At 41.4% G+C, this 20,743-nt stretch carries 20 protein-coding genes; 6 read left to right on the forward strand and 14 right to left on the reverse strand.

The features are described 5' to 3' along the window. Positions 1-345: 345 nt before the first annotated feature. Complete coding sequence (locus AC1DUD_RS07490) at positions 346-933, forward strand: hypothetical protein (protein WP_477373162.1); 588 nt, start codon at positions 346-348, stop codon at positions 931-933. A gap of 181 nt (positions 934-1,114) precedes the next feature. Then, positions 1,115-1,567: a cold-shock protein gene (locus tag AC1DUD_RS07495; protein ID WP_477373164.1), complete on the forward strand. Its 453-nt coding sequence runs from the start codon at positions 1,115-1,117 to the stop codon at positions 1,565-1,567. Positions 1,568-1,601: 34 nt separating this feature from the next. Here AC1DUD_RS07495 and AC1DUD_RS07500 read toward each other — a convergent pair whose 3' ends face one another. The 8 genes from AC1DUD_RS07500 to AC1DUD_RS07535 all read right to left on the reverse strand — a co-directional run bounded on the left by AC1DUD_RS07500 (position 1,602) and on the right by AC1DUD_RS07535 (position 9,100). Further along, positions 1,602-1,913 carry a hypothetical protein gene (locus tag AC1DUD_RS07500; protein WP_477373166.1) on the reverse strand — a complete coding sequence of 104 codons (312 nt, stop codon included), beginning with the start codon at positions 1,911-1,913 and terminating at the stop codon, positions 1,602-1,604. 138 nt (positions 1,914-2,051) lie between these two features. Next, positions 2,052-2,246, reverse strand: a complete 195-nt coding sequence (locus tag AC1DUD_RS07505; RefSeq protein WP_477373168.1) for a cold-shock protein — start codon at positions 2,244-2,246, stop codon at positions 2,052-2,054. A 215-nt stretch (positions 2,247-2,461) separates the two neighbouring features. Further along, positions 2,462-2,641 carry a hypothetical protein gene (locus AC1DUD_RS07510; RefSeq protein ID WP_477373170.1) on the reverse strand — a complete coding sequence of 60 codons (180 nt, stop codon included), beginning with the start codon at positions 2,639-2,641 and terminating at the stop codon, positions 2,462-2,464. A gap of 82 nt (positions 2,642-2,723) precedes the next feature. Next, complete coding sequence (locus tag AC1DUD_RS07515; RefSeq protein WP_477373172.1) at positions 2,724-3,224, reverse strand: hypothetical protein; 501 nt, start codon at positions 3,222-3,224, stop codon at positions 2,724-2,726. 365 nt (positions 3,225-3,589) lie between these two features. Next, positions 3,590-5,437, reverse strand: a complete 1,848-nt coding sequence (locus AC1DUD_RS07520) for an HsdM family class I SAM-dependent methyltransferase (RefSeq protein ID WP_477373174.1) — start codon at positions 5,435-5,437, stop codon at positions 3,590-3,592. A 3-nt stretch (positions 5,438-5,440) separates the two neighbouring features. Further along, a complete protein-coding gene (locus AC1DUD_RS07525; RefSeq protein ID WP_477373176.1) occupies positions 5,441-6,055 on the reverse strand; it encodes an HNH endonuclease in 615 nt (204 codons plus the stop codon). Next, on the reverse strand, positions 6,048-6,698 hold the full coding sequence (locus tag AC1DUD_RS07530) for a response regulator (protein WP_477373178.1): 651 nt from the start codon (positions 6,696-6,698) through the stop codon (positions 6,048-6,050). Before AC1DUD_RS07530 ends, AC1DUD_RS07525 begins: the two co-directional genes overlap by 8 nt. Before the next feature lie 2 nt (positions 6,699-6,700). After that, complete coding sequence (locus AC1DUD_RS07535; protein ID WP_477373180.1) at positions 6,701-9,100, reverse strand: sensor histidine kinase; 2,400 nt, start codon at positions 9,098-9,100, stop codon at positions 6,701-6,703. 174 nt (positions 9,101-9,274) lie between these two features. Between AC1DUD_RS07535 and AC1DUD_RS07540 the strand changes: the two genes are divergently transcribed. Both AC1DUD_RS07540 and AC1DUD_RS07545 read left to right on the forward strand, forming a co-directional pair. Beyond that, entirely contained in the window at positions 9,275-10,150 is an 876-nt protein-coding gene (locus AC1DUD_RS07540) for a hypothetical protein (protein WP_477373182.1), read from the forward strand. Between the two features lie 178 nt (positions 10,151-10,328). Further along, positions 10,329-12,734: an outer membrane beta-barrel protein gene (locus AC1DUD_RS07545; RefSeq protein ID WP_477373184.1), complete on the forward strand. Its 2,406-nt coding sequence runs from the start codon at positions 10,329-10,331 to the stop codon at positions 12,732-12,734. 375 nt (positions 12,735-13,109) lie between these two features. On the opposite strand, the gene AC1DUD_RS07550 is transcribed toward AC1DUD_RS07545, so the two are convergent. The 5 genes from AC1DUD_RS07550 to AC1DUD_RS07570 form a co-directional block, all read right to left on the reverse strand. Next, on the reverse strand, positions 13,110-14,402 hold the full coding sequence (locus tag AC1DUD_RS07550) for a carboxypeptidase-like regulatory domain-containing protein (RefSeq protein WP_477373186.1): 1,293 nt from the start codon (positions 14,400-14,402) through the stop codon (positions 13,110-13,112). A gap of 132 nt (positions 14,403-14,534) precedes the next feature. After that, positions 14,535-15,173, reverse strand: a complete 639-nt coding sequence (locus tag AC1DUD_RS07555; RefSeq protein ID WP_477373188.1) for a response regulator transcription factor — start codon at positions 15,171-15,173, stop codon at positions 14,535-14,537. A gap of 1 nt (position 15,174) precedes the next feature. Next, positions 15,175-15,954 carry a sensor histidine kinase gene (locus tag AC1DUD_RS07560; RefSeq protein ID WP_477373190.1) on the reverse strand — a complete coding sequence of 260 codons (780 nt, stop codon included), beginning with the start codon at positions 15,952-15,954 and terminating at the stop codon, positions 15,175-15,177. Continuing rightward, entirely contained in the window at positions 15,936-16,589 is a 654-nt protein-coding gene (locus tag AC1DUD_RS07565; protein ID WP_477373192.1) for a hypothetical protein, read from the reverse strand. Before AC1DUD_RS07565 ends, AC1DUD_RS07560 begins: the two co-directional genes overlap by 19 nt. A 10-nt stretch (positions 16,590-16,599) precedes the next feature. After that, positions 16,600-17,526, reverse strand: a complete 927-nt coding sequence (locus AC1DUD_RS07570; RefSeq protein ID WP_477373194.1) for a hypothetical protein — start codon at positions 17,524-17,526, stop codon at positions 16,600-16,602. A gap of 283 nt (positions 17,527-17,809) precedes the next feature. On the opposite strand from AC1DUD_RS07570, the gene AC1DUD_RS07575 reads away from it, so the two are divergent. After that, a complete protein-coding gene (locus AC1DUD_RS07575; protein WP_477373196.1) occupies positions 17,810-18,661 on the forward strand; it encodes a hypothetical protein in 852 nt (283 codons plus the stop codon). A gap of 96 nt (positions 18,662-18,757) precedes the next feature. Here the strand turns inward: AC1DUD_RS07575 and AC1DUD_RS07580 are convergent, their stop codons facing one another. Further along, complete coding sequence (locus AC1DUD_RS07580; RefSeq protein WP_477373198.1) at positions 18,758-20,359, reverse strand: glycoside hydrolase family 43 protein; 1,602 nt, start codon at positions 20,357-20,359, stop codon at positions 18,758-18,760. Between the two features lie 57 nt (positions 20,360-20,416). Here AC1DUD_RS07580 and AC1DUD_RS07585 point away from each other — a divergent pair, with 57 nt between their 5' ends. Beyond that, complete coding sequence (locus AC1DUD_RS07585) at positions 20,417-20,740, forward strand: hypothetical protein (RefSeq protein ID WP_477373200.1); 324 nt, start codon at positions 20,417-20,419, stop codon at positions 20,738-20,740. Positions 20,741-20,743: the final 3 nt, after the last annotated feature.

Raw genomic sequence — 20,743 nt, forward strand, 5'->3', positions numbered from 1 at the left:
CCACAAACCCTCCGGGCCTTTTTATAGCAAATGCATATCGCACGTTGATGTTTGTAATGGTGAATTGCTTTTGTTCACCGGGCTTAAGTTTATTAATAATTACCTGATGGAGTTGCCCGCTTAAGTCACGGTATTCGAGAACGAAGCATTGAAATTGAGCATATTATCAGCGGGATTGGGAAAAAATGAATTTTGGTTAATGACAGATAAGAAATAATATTTTTCGCTAAAAAAACACTCCTGGGGTATATTGTGTGCCTGGGTTGCTTTTTGGGGGATTGGTTGATTTTCTTTTTTCAGAAATATATTTAGATTCGCGGCCTTAAGACCATAAAACCAGATCACATGATCAGAAATACATTCAAAGCTAAAATATACCTTCTGTTTATAGCGGCGGTACTTGCCGGATGCTCAAAGAAATCAACCCCAGCGCCTGCCCCGCCTCAACTGCAAAAAGGATATGACCACAGCACAGCACAAGGGAAACTGTTAAGCAAACTTTCCATGGGAAGCAATCGCAACCTGATCGGGGAAGTGGATACTTATTTCGACAATACAGGTAAGCTTATTAAAACGGACGACCTGCCGGTTCAGCCCAATACTTTCCTGCTTTTTGATGACGGGTTGACCTTTAACCCGAATTACATGGCGGCAGCCAATTCTACCAAATATTGCCCGATCAACAATAATACGGTGTCCATCGTGAAAATCGAGGACGGGATCAATTACCTGATCTACCAACCGGACCAGCACGAGACGCCTTTAAGCAGCCCATCAACGACGATCAAAGCAGAATTCAGCCTTTCAGATGACAATACCAGCTTTATCATTAAGATGCCGGATACCAAACCGGGTACAACCCTGATGAACAATGTACCATTGAAGTATTCAAAAGTTATCAGGACCTACAAATTCAGAAGTCTGAAATTATAGAGCGAAAACTTTCACAGTTGCAGGAATATCAAGCCGATTGGGGACCGGCAAAAAACGTCACGGGTACGCTGCCCACTATATCCGGCGCTGCATAATCGTGCCAGTTAAGGGGAAAACATCTCTTTATTAAAAATAATTTCAAGATCGTCGCTTTTCTCGGTTTTTCTTCGTATATTAAGTTATGGGGAAACCAGTAGAAACCTTTAGTAAAAAGGAACGAGAAAAGAAAAAGTTTAAAAAGCAACTCGATAAGAAAGACAAGGCAGAGGACAGAAAGGCAAATTCAAACAAAGGAAAAAGCCTGGAAGATATGATGGCTTATATTGATGAGAACGGTAATATTACCACAACTCCGCCTGATCCGAATAAAAAGAAAACAATGAATGCCGAAGACATCCAGATCGGCATCCCGAGGCAGGAGTACCTCCCTCCTGCCGATCCGGTACGAAAAGGCACTGTTGCCTTTTACAATGAATCCAAAGGTTATGGATTTATCAAAGATTTAGCCAGCCAGGAAAGCATCTTCGTACATGCCAATGGTTTGACGGAAGCCATCCAGGAGAATGACAAGGTAACCTTTGAAACCGAGCAGGGAGCTAAAGGCTTAAATGCGATTAAGGTGAAAAAGCAATAACACCTGGTTAAAGCTATGAAACGGTTACTAAGTATTATCGCCTTTCCTGCAGCGGGTTATAGGCAACCAGGTATTGTAATTCATTAACCTGAATATCTTTGAGGCTAACGTATGCTGTGGCCGGCAGCATAAGTTCGGCCTCAACCTGCGCCAGCATGGAAGCAAGTTTTTCAGCAGCCGCTTTAACAGAAACGCTGGCATAGTATTGCTTTTCAATTGAATTTTTATCAGCCTGGCTGGCCAATTTGACCTGCCATGGCTTTTCGGATTTAAAACCGTTTTCAGCTGCAATATTCCTAAGGTCGAAAAGGTATTCTTTTACTTCTTTACTGATAACTACCTGCATTTTACTTCTTTTGTTATTTGTTATTAATGACCGCATTTTCTATTAGCCCGGTGCTTTTTTTCGCTTGGTTCCGGGATATGTAAATAAAAAGCATCCGGCTTTAGGGCCGGATGCTTTTACCAATGTGATATTTGATGATTAGATTACTTTAACATTGATTGCGTTAAGACCCTTACGGCCCTCTTCTACATCGTATGCGACCTGATCATTATCATGGATCTCATCAATTAAACCTGTAGCGTGAACGAAAATTTCGCTCCTGTTGTCATTTTGTGAAATGAATCCAAAGCCTTTTGCGGCATTAAAAAATTTCACGGTACCTTCTTTTTGCATTATATCTTTTTTAATAAGTAGCCAAGATACAAATAAAATTCGGCATTTTATCTATAATTTAATTTTTTTAACAAAAAATTAAATTTATTCTACTTACGTAGGTATGCCACGCACCTGTCAAAGAGCGTGGCGTATTCGTGTTTCTAAAAGTCACGCGTACCCGGCCCACAATATCCAGCACTGCAATACTCGCACCGGTTGGGAGTTTGTTTAAGTTATTGGTTTGGGTTTATGGGGTTGCTACGTTCCCTGTCATTTTTAATGGCCCGTTTTTTTTCCCTGTCGTTAAGGAGGCTTACTATGGCAAATATAAATACGGCCAACATTGCCAGGATCTCTTTCGTGTCTTTTTTGACAATGCCATCCACCATGCAAATAGGGCCCAGCACTGCCATGCAAATAAGGGTCGGTTTTCTCGGCAAAAGAATGGCCATGATAAATATTTAAAAGGTTACCGAATTCGGGGTGTATAATAGCTTACTGCACAGCCAGGTCTGCTTCAATATCTATTTCATTATCAGCTTTTACCTTGTCCCAAACGTGCATTTTTACGTGATAGGTTTCCCCGGCTATCATTGGTGTTGCTATGGTGATGTCTCCGCGCAGTTCGGTAGCGTTTGCAGGCGGATGGCCCTGGTCTCCGGCAAACAGGTCGTCGGCCTTAAGCACGGGAGTTCCCTTTTTATCTGTCACCAACAGCATCATTCCCGGAAAAACTTTGTTGTCCTTAAGCTGATAATTGTTTACGCCAAGCGCAACTATAGCTATGCGGGTATTTATTTGTACTTTATTGTCGGTCATACGTTTATTGGCCGGATCAATCAATAAAACGTCCTGCACAATAAAGCCATTGTAGCTGAATGATAAACCGGTGCGAAAGTCTTTTTTGGTGCCTTTACTGTAGTTGCATCCGGGAAATAGTACGCAGCTTAGTATCACTATAAGCGGTATCGATAAGGTTTTTTGTAGGTTTTTCATAAGCAGGTAAACATATTTGTTTTGAAACTCGCCAAACATGATGGCCACAGTTGGTAAGGCTGGCACAATTGCTTCACAAAGAAACATAGCCTTTCCGAAAGCTACTTTCGCGTATGTTGCAAATACTTTCGAATTTGTTACATTTTTACCACCAGCAACAATTTTGCTTAAAAACTATAAGAGCCTGTAACATAATTTTTATAGTGGGAAATGCAACATAGTAACGCTTGCATTATTTAAAAGCTGATGCGTATGTAGTGACGCCAACGAGCTTGGCGTACCTGTAACTTTCATTACCAGTACCTAAAAGTCACGAGTACCCGGCCCAAAACGTCCAGTACCAGATACTCGCGCCAGTTAAGGAATTAATTTATTTCAATTGCATATTTACTTTCTAATATAGAATTTACCACCTCCATATTAGACTCGTTAATAATCTCATCTATCTCCTCTTCGTTGAAATTATATACTCCAAAGTTCTTTATGTAATTTCTACTTAAAGAAAAATATCCAGAGCCATACGGCTTGCTCGAATTAGTGATGTAAAACCAAAACAATCTTGAACTCATCAATTTTTGAAGAAACAATAATTCTCGTTCATTTTTCCCAATGATTGCCAAACCATTATAAAATAATAAATCAGGCTCTGCATTTACAACATAATTAGGAATTGCGGCTGTGATATGTGGGAAAAATAATTTGTGATCAAATCTCTCAAGAGATTGATTCCTACCGTATGCATACCATCTCTCATATTTTCCATTACCTCTATCTCTTCCTGCAAGTATTTCAGTCATCTGCACCAGGTATCGGTATGTTTCTGGAAAATCCGTAGTGAATTTATCTTCGGTAATTAATTTCACCTGATTATTTCTTTCATAATAATAAGGAAAGATAATCTTCTTTCTAATAGTGTCAATAGAAGTTATAGTGGTTAATTTATTGGGATTTATGATGTCTCTACAAATACCTTTCTCAACTTGAAAAATATCACCTTCATACTCTAAGTAATAATAATTTTCGTCTTCGTTTAGCGGCTCGAAAATATAAACATCATTCTTTAAGGTCGCAATCCCATTCCTTGTCTTATATAGTTCTCCAAATGCTCTTCCAGTGGACTCAATCTTTCCAATAAGATCAATTTCCTGTAGATTCCATCCACTAAAAGCATTTAGTCCTTGATAAGGTACTATGTTAAATAGAATTTTTTCTGGTTCTAATATTGCCTCAAGCTCATTTATTTTGGCATAATGTACCATTTCGAATTCCTCTTTTTGTAATATACAAATACAGGTGTAAGTAGATTTAGACTGAAAGACTTGCAGCCCTCCAAAATCTATTATTCTTAATTTAATTAGATTATTTAGGAAATATTCTCTTAAAGCCCTGCCATTAACACTCTTAAAAAAAGTATTCATGGTAATAAATCCAAGTATCCCGCCATTCTTTAAATTAGTTAAACCAATTTCAAAGAATGGAATATAAAGGTCTGGATGGCCTGTCGAACAAACTTGCCAATTAGCTAAATATTGTTTAGAATCTTCGTCAATGTTTCTCGAACATACGTACGGCGGGTTTCCGATAATATTTGAAAAGCCCTCAAAATTTAGAATAACAGATGCCCAATCAAAATTCAACGCATTACCGTGAAAGATATTAAAATCAAAATCTTCCTCGTCTTCGTTTTCAACCAAGGCTAACAACGATAATAATAATTTTGATCTTTCTACTGAGTATGCTTGAATGTCTAAGCCAAATATGTTGTTTTTAAAGATTTGTTTATAAGTAAGATTAGTTAAGACTTTTATTTTTTTAGCAGCGGTGTATAGAAAGCCTGCACAACCGCATGCAGGATCACATACCGTAAAATCCTCTAAATCATTTGCGTCTTTTAGACTATAATTAACTATATAATCCCGTATCAATTGAGGAGTGTAAACAGCACCTGTAACAATTTTATCTTCAGGTGAGATTACAAATTCAAATGCCTCGATCAACTGCTCAACGCTTTTAAGCGGCTGGATTTTGATCAGTGCTAATAATGCGTCATGATCAGAATCTTGCTTGGTAATAATTAATTCCTTTAAACGCTTGTTTTTCAAAGAAACAATATCATTGGATAATGCATAAGCAGAAACAATTATTCGATTTATTTTTATTGGATCAGTAGAGTACGATTTAAGAAAAGCAAATACTTCTTTGTTTAACAGCATAATTTAATCGTTCTCAATAAATATACTTGACTGCACAGACTCCAAAACAAGTAATATTTCATAATGGAGTGCTTTAACGGCATTCTTTAATTCGCCATCAGGAAGTAGCGCCAGTTGAGTCTTAACCTGGTCGCTCAGAACTTTGATGCGTTCAAGTTTCCACATTCTTTCGTGGATGGGTTGCCACAAATTTAACTCTTTGATAATGTATGTTGATAGGGCATCAGCGGGATTATTGGCGATTATTCTGCCTGTGTTTTCTCGATTAAAAAGATCGGTATAATCTTGAGTACATGGATCGATAAAGCCCTGAATCCCATTATTGTGAATAGTTGCATCTTTACTTGGCCATTTGTTTGTTTTTGCAGCATTACAATATCTGCAAGAATAAACTAAATTATAATAATAATTATCTTTTATCGTGTGTGTAAAGCCCTCCGGATTTTGAGGCACAAAGTGATCGATAGTAAAACTTCTAATTCTTATCCTATCATGGTCGTTGCAGTAACCACATCTTTGATGAAAATCTGCTCTTAATGTTTTAAGATAAGACGAGTAGTGCTTACATTCTGCCCGGTTCGGTCTTCTTTGTGGCAAGGTATTTCTAAAATCAGGCATTGGGCTCGTTCTTAACCGTTATTTGTTTTAGTAACTGTTCTGTTTTAGAGATAAGATCATCTAACTTTTTATTGGTGTCTTCAGAATAAAAAGTACGAGATAATCTACCTTTAGCTGAGGTGGTTTTATCCAGATAATTGTTTAGTTCGACAAATTTATCTTCTTCATCAGGCTCCAAACCTTTTTCTACTCGCTTTTTTTCGAGAGTCTCAAGCTCTCTAATAGAATCAGTTACTTTCAAGGTATAGTCACTCGCTATTTTGTTTATCTTTTGTTTCAAAATTGAAACTTTTGAAGTATTATCACCACTAAGCATATCTTTCCCGTTGACAAGATTTGCATTCTCCAAATGGTCTAAAGCATCCGATTCAAACGAGGTTAGAATGATTAAAGGATAATACAAGTTTCTTTCTTGTATTTTATCAACCAGTGTATCGGCATTAAAATCAACCAAACCAGTTTCATCTAATCGAAAGTCAATAACAAGCATATCGATAGTTTGATTAAATATATCATCAACTAAAGTTTCAACTGTGGTTTCTTCAGTAATGTCAAAAAGCACTATTTCAAAATCATCTTTCAGGTATTGGCGAAATGTATTACGCCAGCCCTTATCTTCATCAATATATCCTATTTTATACATCTTTATTTTTTTCTTGTCGCAAATTTAATGCCCAGCGAGAACCCTTCTGCGCTTGGTAATATATTTATATCGGCACCATTATAATCATCTATAACCAATTTAACGATATATAGTCCCATGCCCGTTCCTATCTTATTACCTGTCCGATCTGTTTTTGAGGATTCGTTAAATTCAAATATTTTATTAGGCTCAGCCTTATATCCTTCTGCTAATCCAGCACCATTATCTGAAAACTTAATCTCTATAAATTCCCCAGTTGTTTTCCATCCAATAGTAACTTCCCGTGAATATGAGCCCTTTTTCTCTTTGAATGCACTAAGCGTGTTAGAAAGCAAGTTGTTAAAAATAGCATCCAGATCCACCTCAAAAGCTTGAATAACATTCTTAGGATCTTTATCTCCAATTAACGTCATTTTCACATTACGTTGTTGCAACGCCATTCGCCAGTTCGCCTCGAAATCTTGAAAATAATCGCCGAAGTTGATGTTGGTTCGTGTTCTTTTATCTCTTTTTAAAGTACTTAATGAATAATCCAGCCAGTGCTTTAATTTTAAATCTTCATCTTTTATCAATTCCAGCATATAGAACGGATTATCATCCCGTGGTATGCTTGCCAAATCTTCTTCCTTGATGAGTTTTTTTAATTCTTTAATCAAAAATTCCGTTCTTGGCACTAAACGGGAACGCAACCCTTTTAGTTCATGAGCAAATGAGGAAATGATTAATCCAACGCTTGCTAAACCACGAAGTAACTTTATTTCTTCGTTCTTTTCTTCAAGTTCTTGTTCATAGCTCATAGTAGCCGCAGCGAACAATACCTCTGTGTTCGTATTATTGGTTACAATAGGCGGATTAGTTTGACCTTGGACACCAGGGGTAGTATTATTTGCTGGCCGGTTTTTCGCGGCTTCTTGTTCACGTAAAATTCTTTCCGCTTCCTCTTTTGCTTTTTTCCTATCTTCCTCTGCTTTAAATCTTTTTTTCGCAAGCTCAGACAGACTAAACATTATTACGTTACGGTCACGCTCAAATACTCCAATAATATCAATTAGAATATTCCTGAATAACTCGAATACTTCGTTTTCTTGTATACCTTCCCGACCTGATTTGTCCTGGAAACTTGCGTTAGCAATGCGAGATATTTTAACAGTACCGGCTATTTGATTGGGGCCAATTCTATATCCACCCAACTTTTGACCAGGACCACCTGGACTTTTTGCTTGCCGTTCGCCTAATTTTAACCAATCCTGTCCATCTTCGCCGTAGGGACGTACTCTGAAGTCATCTCTGAAAACTTTTACGCCGCCAAATTTATTTAGCCATGCTCTTCTATTCGCTGAAGAGATACTTTTATAAGGAAATTTGTTTCTATCGCTGCTATCAATTACATTTTTTAAAAAATAAAAAGTAAACTCAAATTCACCTACATTATCCAATAGATTTTGATCCGCTTTTGTGAATATGGGAAAATCTGCTTTTGTTCTCGTTAGCTTAAATGTTTTTTCATTAATGGTTTTTAGATCATAAGGAGCATCTTTTAATAAACTATTTTCAAAAACCTCATTAAAGGAAGTTTCCAATTTTTCGAGCTCTAACTCATTCCTGGTGATGGTGATTTCTAAGGTTCTTTCCTCGTCGGCAAGATATTTAGCAAATACTTTATAATCGTAGTCATCATAATAAGCACTGTTTACCTGTCCAAATTCATCGGGCGCCGTTTTGGAGAACAGGTGAACACTAAATTCAGGTTGCTCTTGTGGAGGTATCAAAACCTCCAAATTGTCAAATAAACTTTTTATGGCCTGTTCGTCCCAACGATCTTTTAATGGATTAATTTTTAAAACTGTTCCTGATTGAAAATCAATACCTGTAAGGCAGTCAATGATCGGCTGAACAGATTGGAACTGCTCTAATAAAGATGTTTTAATATCTGGGTTTTGAATTTCTGACAGTTCGGCATCCACATCGCTTATGGAAATTCCAAGCTGATCAAAATCGCTCCAATTAACACTCCATAGGGCTCCCTTACCAGTCTGCTGGGCGACCGTTTGCATTTCTGAATAAAGACCTAAACGGTCTAATGCAAATCGTCCAATCCCTTTCGCACCAGTTTTTACACGCCCTCTCTCAGATTTAAAATTTTGCAATTTATCGTCAGTGCCAATTTTCATCCATTGGTTTTCAATAACTTCATCGGTCATACCAATGCCATTGTCGATGATATATAAAGAAGGATCACTAGCAAATTTACTGTCGTTTTCAAAAATGATTACACAGTTTTTTGCATCTGCATCGTAGCAGTTTTTAACCAACTCAATTACAGCACCTTCCGCAGTTGCAAAGTTTTCCTGCCCTATAAGTTTGGCGGTACGCGCTGAAACTGAAAACGATATTTTACCCATGGCAATTTGTAGTGATTAATAGCATCTATATTAAAACAAATTTGTTTGTTAGCTATATAAAAATAGTAACATCAAACTTAATATATTTTTAATTCTTTAGCTTGCGATTAAACACTTAATAATTTCAGGTAAATAATAAATATAAATATTGCTCTTAGATTTAATCTTAAAAGAATGAAAGGTATTTGTGCATTATATAATATTGAAACCGAGCTCCTCGAAAGTCATATTTATCCCAAGTTTGTAATTAACTACATAAAAAAAACTGGTTCGAAATTTTTAAGAAAGCTGGTTGAACCAAATGTAAGGCGGCAAGATGGGATCAAATTATTCCTTTTAGGCGAAAAAGCAGAACAGAAGTTTTCAATAAGAGAAAAATGGTTTGCTGAAAAAATATTTATTCCTTATATCAGTGGTAAGCTGGACTTAGATTATAATGAAAACCTATACTACTTTACAGTATCGTTTTTGTGGCGAATTTTAGTCTTAGAGTTTAAAAGAGATCCTGATTTAAAGAATAAGTGGTATTATGATATTATTATTGAAGCAGAAGCGCAATGGAAAAAATATTTGATCACCGGGGAACTACCAAAAACACATAAACGATTTTGTATTTTTTTTACTGATCGGATTAAAAAGAATAATTCAGATTTGAAGGGGGTTGATTTTTATTTCACAAGAATACTCGATGCCACTATCATTGATAATGAGCCACATACATGCCTACTCATATATGGAAAATTTAGCCGATTCATATTTTGGGTTAATTTGGTCGACTACGGAGATGAAGACACATTAACTGATACTGAAATTAACCCAACAGGTGGAAAATTAAAAATCCCACAGCGGTTGCAGTATTTTCCTTTGGTATCCTTTTTGGGAAATAGGCTCCGTCAGATAGAAAACATAACACTTCCAGGCGAAGAACAACAAAGAAAAATTGAAGAGGAAATTTTAAAAGACCCCGAAGGTTTTTGGAATTCAGACGTAGGGCAATCACTATTCAATGATAAGTTTAACTTAAATCACCCAAACTGGCGAAGTATGTAGCCCAAACTGGCGCGAGTATGCAGCGCCAACAAAGAGCGTGGCGTACTCGTGACTTTAAAGTAGTCACCCCACTGAAACAGCGAGATCAAAAAAGTGATTTTCACTCATATTTTCGCAGCTTAAATTGCCAACATCTGCCTCATCCTGATTATCTTACGGAATTATTAGGATTGACTGAATGACCCGTACGCTTTTACTCTTTTTACTGGCCCTGTTACCCATGGGCGGCTTTGCACAGCAGTTTACGCTGATAGTTGTTAAAGAAAATGCCCAGCCCGCCGATGGTGCCACCGTTAAACTGATCCAGGCTAACCGGCAGGTCAGCATGATCGTAAGTAATGCCCGCGGCCAGGCCCGGTTTCAGAACATCCCGCAGGGATCATTTAGCTTCTCGGTAACTTATACAGGTTATCAGCCCCAAACTACCCGCAGCTACATTACTGCGGGAAATGTAATACAGGATACCGTCCGTGTGCAACCCTTTAGTACCGTACTGGACGAGGTAAACATCACCGCAAAAACGCCGCCGGTTGAGGTGAAGCAGGGAAAGGTGATCGTCAACGTAGAAGCATCGGTAACCAATGTGGGGGCTACGGTATTGGAGGTATTGGAGAAATCGCCGGGCGTGATGGTTGACCGTAATGGCGGCATCTCTTTGCAAGGCAAACCCGGGGTGCTGGTGATGATAGATGGCAAGCCTACCTATCTCTCCGGCGCCGATCTGAACAACCTGCTCAGCAGTATGAGCTCCACCCAGGTATCGCAGATCGAGCTGATTGCCAACCCCACCGCGCGGTATGATGCCAGCGGCAACGCGGGGATCATCAACATTAAAACCAAAAAGAACCGGCAAAAAGGTTTTAACGGATCGGTTTCGGCCACGGTGGCGCAGGGTGTTTACTTCAAAACCAATAATACGCTGTCGCTGAATTATCGCGCGGGGCGCATCAGCACTTTCTTCAATTATAATATCAGCGATCAGAAATATCTTACCAACCTGTACGCGCTGCGCAAATACACCAACGCCGGCGGGGAAATCACTTCAACACTTGATCAGCCGTCACACTTCACCGGCACACTGTTGAATAATACGGCCAAAGCGGGGCTGGATTATGATGTTTCGCCCAAAACTACCCTTGGCATTGTGCTTGGCGGCACCATGATCCACCGCAAGGGTAACAATACGGCGTCGGCGCGCTGGCTTAACCCAAGTGGCGCGGCGGATTCAGTTATCGCTACCGATAACGCCAACAACAGCCGGTTTAAAAACGGGCAGGTAAGCCTGAGCCTTCGTCATACCATCAGCAAAACCCAGGACATCAGCGCCGATGCCGACTGGCTGCACTACAACATTGCCAGCGACCAGAATTTTAACAACCGCCTGCAAGCCACCGGCGGCTATAACGAACTGACGCGCGCCAGCATCCCCACGGGCATCACCATACTCTCGGGCAAAGCCGACTATACGCTCAAAACCCAAAACAATGACCAATGGCAACTGGGCTGGAAATCGGTACACAGCAGTACCGACAACGCTGCCGGCTACCAAAATTTCAATGCGGGCCAATGGACGGACGACCTGACCCGCAGTAACCATTTCCTTTATAGCGAGAACATCCATGCGGCCTACGCGCTGTTGGAGCGCAAGCACAAGGTCATTAGCTACCAGGCAGGCCTGCGTTACGAACATACCGATTATCATGCCCATCAACTGGGCAACGTACTGCAAAAAGACTCGGCTTTTTCGCGTAACTATGGCAGCTTTTTCCCCAGCGGCTATTTCAGTTACCAGGCCGATACTGCCAACAGCCTTACGCTAACCATAAGCCGCCGTATTGATCGCCCGGCTTACCAAACGCTCAACCCGTTCTACTTCATCATCAACAAGTACACCTATCAAACCGGCAATCCGTACATCCTGCCGCAATACAGCTGGAACCTGGAGCTGAGCCATCAATACAAAAATCTGCTCACTACTACAATATCTTACAGTAACATCAACAACTATTTTTCGCAGATATTTTTGAGCGACCCTTCACAAGCGGGCATCCTATTATATACACAGGGAAACGTGGGGCGCACGTACATCATTGGCGTATCAGAAGCTGTCACGGCCTCGCCCACCAACTGGTGGACGCTTACGGCACAGGCACTGTACAATTATAAAAAGCTGAGCGGTTTTAACGGTAATCATTACACATCAGATATTAACCAGCTTAACCTTAACGCCAGTAACCAATTTACCATCGGCAAGCGTTTTACCGGCGAGGTATCGGGCTTTTACACCACCCGCGCCCGCAACGATGTGCAGGAACGGCTATATCCTACCGGGCAGCTCTCGGCCGGGCTGGGCATGTCGGTACTTAAAAAGAAGGCTAACCTGAAGTTGAGTATGCGCGATATATTTTACACCAACGCCATGGAAGGCTTAACACAGTTCCCCAACGCCACCGAGTATTTTAAGATCAAGCGCGACAGCCGCGTGGTGGTGCTTGCGTTCACCTATCGCTTCGGCAAGACCTATAAAACGGTTAAACGCGATAATGGTGCGGCTGATGAAATGCAAAGGGTGGGAAATGGTTAACGATATACCTAAACGTTGCCAGGTTAACTTAAATGGATTTGCAGGGGTATCAAAAGGCCATTGGTAAGCAAGCACCGATATGATATCTTTTTTAAAGCCAGCCAATACGTCAATCACCAGTCCTCCCCCGTAAAGCGAAATTTTAAACTTATCAAACAGTACCAGGCTTTTTTAAAACAATAATAACCCCTCGCTGTCGGTATAAAACAACAAGAGGTTATCACAAATCACTGTTAGTATAATCATTTAAAACTTCCCGCCTTGACCAGCAAAACAGGCCGGCGGTTTTCGCGTTAGATGTTCTGTGCCGCGGGTAAAAATATGTTATCCGGATGCTACCTTCAACAGGAAGCCTGAAACAAGCGAGACATATCTCTATAATCTATCAAGCTTAACTTCAACCGGAGCGATCCCGCTATTGATCTGCCCTTTCAATATTCCCTTCAGATGAACATTATTGCCCCCCGCTGCATGTTGAAATTCGGCAGTTATAGCATAATTTCCCGGTGGAAAATTCTTAAAAGTAAAGCTGCCGGCAGGGTCTATGTTCATCCGGCTCCCGGTCAACATTGTACCTGTAACCGTAGACTTCAGGGTAACTACTACATTATTGATCCAGTCTGCGCCCACTGCCGCCAATTCTGCCGCTGTGAGGATGTCAGCCGCTGCCACTACCTTTACGGTCATCGCGGCTATCAACGCGTTCGCTCCAGGTGCCGGCGGTGTTCCGGGAAGCGCGCTTGTACCACTGTTCGGCAACAAGACTTCCTTGAGGCGGTCCATAAGTGCTATAACCCTGCTGCTGTAAAACCCGCAGATAAAGGCAAAAACCAATACACCTTTGCTGGAGCTGATATCAACAATATTCTGGTTACTGAAGTAATTGTAGCCCAGGATCACAACTAAAGTACAAATTGGGGCATACAACACTTTGGCAACCTGAAATGGAATTTCAGACGAATCGAAATAAGACTGCGGGTTTGCCAGATCAGTAGTAGAGTTTTTGCTAAGCACACCAAGATTAAACAACAGGCTGGCAAGCACGCCAAGGATAGACCAGAAAATGATTTCGAGGTAAACACAAGGGCCGGTAAGCCAGAAATACGAACGAATCTCAAAACGGACCTTACCTAAAAAGGCCGGCGCGTCTTCCGCTTTAAGTTCGCATAAAAAAACCATTAACCTGTTTTTTTGATCCGGGTCGATCTTATTCTCAAATATATTGTCCAGGTAATCCATCACCTGCATGCAAACCGGCTTTTTGATCCGGGCAGAATCCCCCCGTTGCGAAGGGGCGGCACTCTTTACTGTAGATTTCCCGGCCGTATCTGCGATATGTGAGGCAGTTGCAGCCGAATCCTTCTTCTTTGTGCTGTCTGCTTTTGCGGCGGAGCCCGCTCCTTTTTTACCCTTCGGATCCGCTGCCTGACCGGGTTTTGGAGTCGCGTTGTCAGCTTTAGGTTTTGATGCATCCGAATAGATCCGGTTGATCATTTGCAGCTGATCCTGGTCAAGTACCGTATATTCATAGCTATACTTTGGCACCCAGCTGTTCAGCGCGATATGCGCGAAGAAATAGAGTAACGCCACAATGATCGTTTTCAGTACAAGGAACCTGAACCAGCGTACCTCGTCATAACTTTTGAAATTCCAGAAACCTTTTTCCATGATAATATCTTTTAGTTAGAAGTTTAAAACATGAATCAAAATTAAACCACTGAATAACAATACAATACCGTATTTTTACGGTATTAAAAAGAGAAAATAACGTACCTGTTACCTGAGCTGCGTCATGACAGGTCAAATGATCTTATAAAAATTATTTTTAATAGCATAAAGGACAAGTCCTACCCGGGATTTAATGCCTAACTTTTCGAACAATGCCTCACGGTAGTTATCTACCGTCCTTGGGCTTACGAACATTTTATCAGCTATTTCCTTATAGGTTAGTTCAGAGCAGGCCATCTGGAGAAACTGCTTTTCCCGGTCCGAAAGCCTGGAGGTCGAATCATCCCTGAGCACATTTCGCCTCAACCCGGCCGAAACCAATTCATTAAAAAAGAAGCCACTTGAATAGATCATTTCGATGGCATTGACCAGCTGGCCGGGACGGGATTGCTTCAAAACATAACCGGCCGCCCCGCAGCGGATCATTTTAATAATGCTGTTGTCATCCTCATACATACTGAGTGCAAGGACTTTTACATCGGGGTAATTTCCTTTTAGCCATGACGTAGCTTCGTAGCCATCCATTACTGGCATATTGACATCCATGAGCACAACATCAGGAACGTTATCACGTACTTTTTGCTGGAGCTCACGCCCGTTCTCCGCTTCAAAGAGGACGTCAATAGCTACCGACTCACGCAAGATGCTCGACAGGCCCATTCTAAACAATGTATGGTCATCAACTATCGCGATGCTTATTTTTGCGTTCATATTATGGATAAGGAATAATTATCGAAACTTTCGTGCCTTCATCCGGCCTTGAATTGATCTTTACCTGCCCATTGAGCAATCCGATCCGTTTATGAATATTGAACATACCCATCCCCCTTTTTTCCGGTTTTTCAGGATCAAAGCCTTTCCCGTCGTCGCTTACTGAAAGGTAAAGCTTGCTCTCATTATACATTAAGCTGAGTTCAATCTCTTTGGCTCCGGCATGTTTTACAATATTGTTCACAAGCTCCTGTATTACCCGGTAAATGATGAGGTTCTTTTCCTCGCAGGTAATTGAATTCAGCACATCGTCAAATGCAAGTCTGATCCTGAACCGGTCTGTCTTTTCCAGCCAGGCGATTTCTTGTTGCAAAGCGTAATAAAGCCCTTCATCAGCCATCTGCTGGCACTGAATGAGTTTACCGAGGTGCCTAAGCTCCGCAATGCATTTACTGGTAATCTCAATTGCCGAATTCACCTTTTCAGTCGCGCGCTGATCGTCCCGGATCTCCACACTGCCGAGGGTCAATGAAGCAAGGCTCAGTAACTGCCCAATATGATCATGGAGGTCTGCGCCGATGGTTTGCATGGTTTGTTCCTGCATGGCCAGCTGGCTGTTCATCAGCTCTGCCTCATAGTTGAGCCGCATCTCAGCTTTTTCGTCCTGGAGCTTTTTCTTTCTGCGGCTGTATACAAGTATATACACAACGAGGAAAGCCGGTGCCATCAAAAAAATGAGCGTAGCCAGCAGCATCAGGATATTTACGCCAGGTTTTTCCATCTTCTGCAATAAAAAGCATAGGTCCAAAAACCGTAAAGAATAATGTCCAGGCCCCGGAAAATATAAAAAGTTAAATGGTGCCCGTTTAATTTGATCGAATACAGCTGGTCATCAAACAGGTTAGATACTGTACTGCCGAAAGAAAAGAACAGGTTACCCGCCACCCACCAGAAGCCCGCCGAATATAAAAGGTTCTCGTAACGCTCGTCATCGTTTAATTTAAGGTAATAATAAACCAGGCCATAAAGGATGTTCAATACGGCAAGCATTGTATATGTATGTACGCTGAATTTAAAAATGCCAGCGGTTAACATATCATAGCTATAGTTCATAACCAGCAGCCCGATACCAACCAATAACATCAATTTGTATTTGCGGTAAGGTGCAAGCAGATAAAAATACATGATGTGCGTAAACAAAACCTGGAATACCAGAAGCCCGTTGTAAAGCCAGTGATTGTTTTGACTGGAAGTGCTGCTGTAGATATAAATTCCTATTAATTCGGCCGCGCAGGTGAACAAGAGGAACAGGGGCATACACCGCCAGGCGAAAGTTTTATCCCGGCCGACGAACGCGACTGCCGCGGCCAGGCATAAACATTCGCTAACCGTATTGACTGTTAGATAATTCCACATAACTCACAATTTAATTGCAATGATGCGGACATAACTCGCCATTGTCTTTAGCAGATGATTTATTCCAGTGAACTGCGGGGCAGGTATAGTCATCTTTGTATTTGCCCGAATTGCCTGTCATTTTGTTTGTCGGCACGATAAGAAACGTATGGCGTCCTTTATCGGAATTATTTGCGATATGCCTGCACAAATAAAATCTGACTCCAGCATTTGAAGTCATATGCAATACGTCCTGGAACAATTCCAGTCGATACCACACGCTCCAGGAATTAAAAGCTTCATCCTTATTATCCACGAATACTTTCACCATTTGTCTTGCATCACCTGGTTTTACGTCATCTTGCGTTCCGGCACACTTAACCTTGGGTGTATCGACAAACAATTCAGCCCCTCCGCCATCATTGTCATGCCCTGTTTCCACATTCCTGTTCACAGTTGTATATAAAGCATTTGTCTTGTCGTGAATATAATAATCCCGGTGTTGCGAGGGATCAGTTTCGCGATGTGAAGTATGTGGAAATTTAAGACTGCTATCACGGGTAGCCACAAAAGAAATTGTAGGACATTGCGGTTCCCTTGGGTTTTCAATAAAATAGATTCTGATGCCATCAATTTTCCCATCTCCGGTGATTGTCCCTTCAGCAGCTTTTTCCTTGTTCAGCATGGCGACCATTGCCCTGAACATGGCCATATCTATATGGTACCACGTTTGGCTCGTTTTGTAAGTCGAAAAGCCTGTCCCCTTGAAATCTTTAAACATCAGCCTTGCTTGCGTTTCGGGAATGCCGTCAAGCGTAGCTCTGATTGTATCGACAATCCTCGCGGATTTCGCTTGCTTTTTGATGCTATCCCCATTTTTTCTTGTTATGTTATTCCCGTAGCAGGCTACCGACACTATTGCTATAACAGTTCCGGCAAATAAAATGATTTTTTTCATGAGTGTAAGTTTAAGGTGCTTAAATATACCTGATTATCAATAATTTCGATAGCGAAACTTCAAAAAAAAACAACATATCCTTAGGTAGCTTTCACGTTTTCCGATACCGTAAAAACACCCTGCCCAAAAGGGTGATCAAACGCTGATCTATGGCGCCTATTCAAATGAAATTTGTAAAAAATAACAGTGCGGCTGTTTGGGATACCGGAGGGGTACATCAAGTGAAAAAGCAGCTGCTAACGGCCCGGACTAAATTCATTTTAACCCTTTAACTCATACAGCCATGCGAAAAATTGCGATCCTTTCAGCCATCCTGTTACTATCTACCCTAAGTAGTTACGGACAAGCCATTATCGGAAAAATGTATACCATTGTGCCCGATTTCATCCCTGTTTATGGTATTAACGATACCAATAAAGCTATCACTTCCGTCACTTACCGCGCAAGCGCAGGGACTAAGTTCAGTGTAACGGGTTTCGACAAAGACAATAATATCAAAGTGACCTTCTGGCGGTACCGCACCAGCGGATTTGATACATCAAAACGAACACGGGTTTACCAGCGTGATACCATCAGACAGGCAAATGCCTACCTGCCAGCAACAGATAAGGTTTACATTGGCCCCTGGGCTAACTATAAGGAATTCGCCATTAAACCGGATATTTTCAACCGTTCATGCCTCGCGTACTACGGGCCCAAAACCGACTTTACCTGGGGTGTGATGACGCTGCCGATCAAACTACGCTTCGGTAACGGCAAAGACAGGCAGTTCTCTTTCGAAGAAAAACTGAACCTCGGCTTTGTGGCAGGCATAAGGAAACAAATCGAGAGCACTCTGCCCCAGTCTGTTAACTTTATCGGCGGGTTCGGCATATCCAATGTCAGAACAGATAGCCTGAGCCAGAAAAGCGGCAAGAGCCCGGCAGGTACCAGCGCAGGCGCTTTTAGCTTCAACGTTGGCGTGCTATACGCTTACGATAATTTCCAAATCGGCGCGTTTGTCGGCGCCGACTATATTCCCGGCAGCCTCGGGCGCGATTGGAAATACCAGGGCCGTCCATGGGTCGGTCTCGCTATCGGGATCTCGCTGTTCTCCAGAAACGATACCAGCGCCGAAGCCGGGGAGAACAAATAGCGGGCAAATCCCTTCAATTCCTGCATCTTTACAAGGCAGGCATGTAATCCATGGCCTGCCTTTTTTGCCTAAGTGCCGGCGAGTTAAAACACATCATTATTTATTATAAGTGTAATGAAAATAATCAATGTCAATACTCCCGGTATCACCCTTTATATTGTAAGTAAATAAGGCCAGCCGGTCGCCCCGGTAAGATCCCCACATCAATTGATAACTATCCCCGAAAGGAGTAAATGTTATGCCATCGGTGCTGTATGAATAATGGCTTTTACCATCCAATGCCCAGACAGATTTTAGCCAGATATTGCCAGCAGTAATTTCGGGACCTGAAGTAACTATTTCTTTGTTTATAAACATCAACTTTTTAATTGTGCCTTCACATTGAACACCAATGGCCGAGTAATCGGGAGCCCCAAAATGTGACAGCCCTGCTTTTTGCCCGGTAGTCATTCTGCTGATATCAATTTTAACGATTGCCTCGTTACGAGTGGTTCTATAGGTGCGCTGCGTTAGGGTGTTACCGGCCTTTAAAAGGTTATCGACTAAGGGCCGAAAAGCATAAAGCCGTAACCATCCCATTCGCTCTGTTAGCGACCACTTATTCTGCCGCGGCTGATAATTCCACTCCCATTGAGGCTGAAGTACTTGCGCCTTGAACTCATCGTTGGTTTTCGGGCAAATTATTTTCTTTGATTTTACCGGCTTTTTTGCAGACCAGACCATCTCGCCTATTCCTGCAGCATTAGGCCTGCCGATGATGGGCCAACCTGCCATCCAATGAACCGGCAACAAGCTTAACACCCTTCCCGACCAATCCCCCGTTCCGTGATGTGTGAGGAAATACCAATCGCCCTTAGCTGTTTCTATTAACCCGCCTTGGTTGGGTTCGCGAAACTGCAGTTGCACTTCACTCAGTTGTCGTTGTGTTTCATAAGGACCCGTAATTTCTTTTGCACGTTCCATCATCAGGGCACGCCCGCCAGCCCTTACCTCGCTGAAAAGGTGATAGTAATAACCATTGATTTTGTATAGTTTATTAGCCTCGCTACCTTTTGATTGATGAATAACCTTGTCTGATTCTTTTAACAGGGATTTCCCATCAGCAGACATTTTAAACAGATGTATTTTATATCCATCGCTAAAATTTGTCCCTATAAGATATCCCTGGCCATCATCGTCCCAAAAAGGGCTGCAATCATCCCAGCCTTTTTCGGCCAATACCTTATGCACCGGCTCCCAGGGCCCTTCCGGTTTAACCGATGAGCTCATAAAATATCCCTCGTCCGGATCCCCGAAGTACACCCAAAACCGGTTTTGATGATACCGTATTGCCCCGGCCCATATCCCTCTCCCGTAACGATTCATCCTATTCCAGTTCATTTCGGGCGAAATAACTGAAATATCATTCACAACATGGCCAAGGATGCTCCAATTAACAAGATCCTTTGAATGGAGAATAACAAAACCCGGGGAATATTGAAAAGTAGAGGAAACGGCATAATAGTCATCCCCCACGCGGATACAGTCGGTATCGCTGTAGTCGCCAGGTAATACAGGGTTCCGAAAAGTACCATCGCCCTGATCGCCCCAGGATGTCCAGTTCCCCCACACAGGGGCCGTTACTGCTGATTGACCTGAAGAAGATAGATTAATGAAAACAAATACAATTATACTTACTATGAATACCCGCAATTTCATGTTGTTAATAAAGAAATGAGAAGTCAAAATACCGGCAGGCAATGACGCATTATAATAGTGCTTATTTTATTTTTTAATAATAATTGGTCTGTTTGCGATAACCTATCGTTGCAAACACCCAAAGCTAAACTCAAAAAATTAAAAAAAGCATTCCATAACCGACGTTTTCTTTCACATTTACGACCAATTGTGGAACAAAAATCCTTCCATGTCAATTCTGAACACTTTCTAAAAAAACAATCGCAAAAAGCAAAAAACCTTCAAACCGCTAAATTTGAAGGTTTTTTGTTTTTTCCTTTTTTAATTGTCAATAATCATCAATATTGGGGTATACTCTTTTACCCTTTTATTAAAGAAAAAGACATACAAAAAGGCCAATAGTTA

It is taken from the genome of Mucilaginibacter sp. P4_A11 (genome assembly GCF_056402535.1).

Bases quoted from the DNA above. Each gene is read 5' to 3' on its own strand.
- AC1DUD_RS07565 (WP_477373192.1), bottom strand. From the start codon at position 16,589: ATGTGGAATTATCTAACAGTCAATACGGTTAGCGAATGTTTATGCCTG.
- AC1DUD_RS07580 (WP_477373198.1), bottom strand. From the start codon at position 20,359: ATGAAATTGCGGGTATTCATAGTAAGTATAATTGTATTTGTTTTCATT.
- AC1DUD_RS07540 (WP_477373182.1), top strand. From the start codon at position 9,275: ATGAAAGGTATTTGTGCATTATATAATATTGAAACCGAGCTCCTCGAA.
- AC1DUD_RS07510 (WP_477373170.1), bottom strand. From the start codon at position 2,641: ATGGCAGTGCTGGGCCCTATTTGCATGGTGGATGGCATTGTCAAAAAA.
- AC1DUD_RS07575 (WP_477373196.1), top strand. From the start codon at position 17,810: ATGCGAAAAATTGCGATCCTTTCAGCCATCCTGTTACTATCTACCCTA.
- AC1DUD_RS07535 (WP_477373180.1), bottom strand. From the start codon at position 9,100: ATGGGTAAAATATCGTTTTCAGTTTCAGCGCGTACCGCCAAACTTATA.
- AC1DUD_RS07570 (WP_477373194.1), bottom strand. From the start codon at position 17,526: ATGAAAAAAATCATTTTATTTGCCGGAACTGTTATAGCAATAGTGTCG.
- AC1DUD_RS07495 (WP_477373164.1), top strand. From the start codon at position 1,115: ATGGGGAAACCAGTAGAAACCTTTAGTAAAAAGGAACGAGAAAAGAAA.
- AC1DUD_RS07560 (WP_477373190.1), bottom strand. From the start codon at position 15,954: ATGGAAAAACCTGGCGTAAATATCCTGATGCTGCTGGCTACGCTCATT.
- AC1DUD_RS07520 (WP_477373174.1), bottom strand. From the start codon at position 5,437: ATGCTGTTAAACAAAGAAGTATTTGCTTTTCTTAAATCGTACTCTACT.
- AC1DUD_RS07505 (WP_477373168.1), bottom strand. From the start codon at position 2,246: ATGCAAAAAGAAGGTACCGTGAAATTTTTTAATGCCGCAAAAGGCTTT.
- AC1DUD_RS07490 (WP_477373162.1), top strand. From the start codon at position 346: ATGATCAGAAATACATTCAAAGCTAAAATATACCTTCTGTTTATAGCG.
- AC1DUD_RS07500 (WP_477373166.1), bottom strand. From the start codon at position 1,913: ATGCAGGTAGTTATCAGTAAAGAAGTAAAAGAATACCTTTTCGACCTT.
- AC1DUD_RS07515 (WP_477373172.1), bottom strand. From the start codon at position 3,224: ATGAAAAACCTACAAAAAACCTTATCGATACCGCTTATAGTGATACTA.
- AC1DUD_RS07555 (WP_477373188.1), bottom strand. From the start codon at position 15,173: ATGAACGCAAAAATAAGCATCGCGATAGTTGATGACCATACATTGTTT.
- AC1DUD_RS07525 (WP_477373176.1), bottom strand. From the start codon at position 6,055: ATGCCTGATTTTAGAAATACCTTGCCACAAAGAAGACCGAACCGGGCA.
- AC1DUD_RS07550 (WP_477373186.1), bottom strand. From the start codon at position 14,402: ATGGAAAAAGGTTTCTGGAATTTCAAAAGTTATGACGAGGTACGCTGG.
- AC1DUD_RS07530 (WP_477373178.1), bottom strand. From the start codon at position 6,698: ATGTATAAAATAGGATATATTGATGAAGATAAGGGCTGGCGTAATACA.
- AC1DUD_RS07545 (WP_477373184.1), top strand. From the start codon at position 10,329: ATGACCCGTACGCTTTTACTCTTTTTACTGGCCCTGTTACCCATGGGC.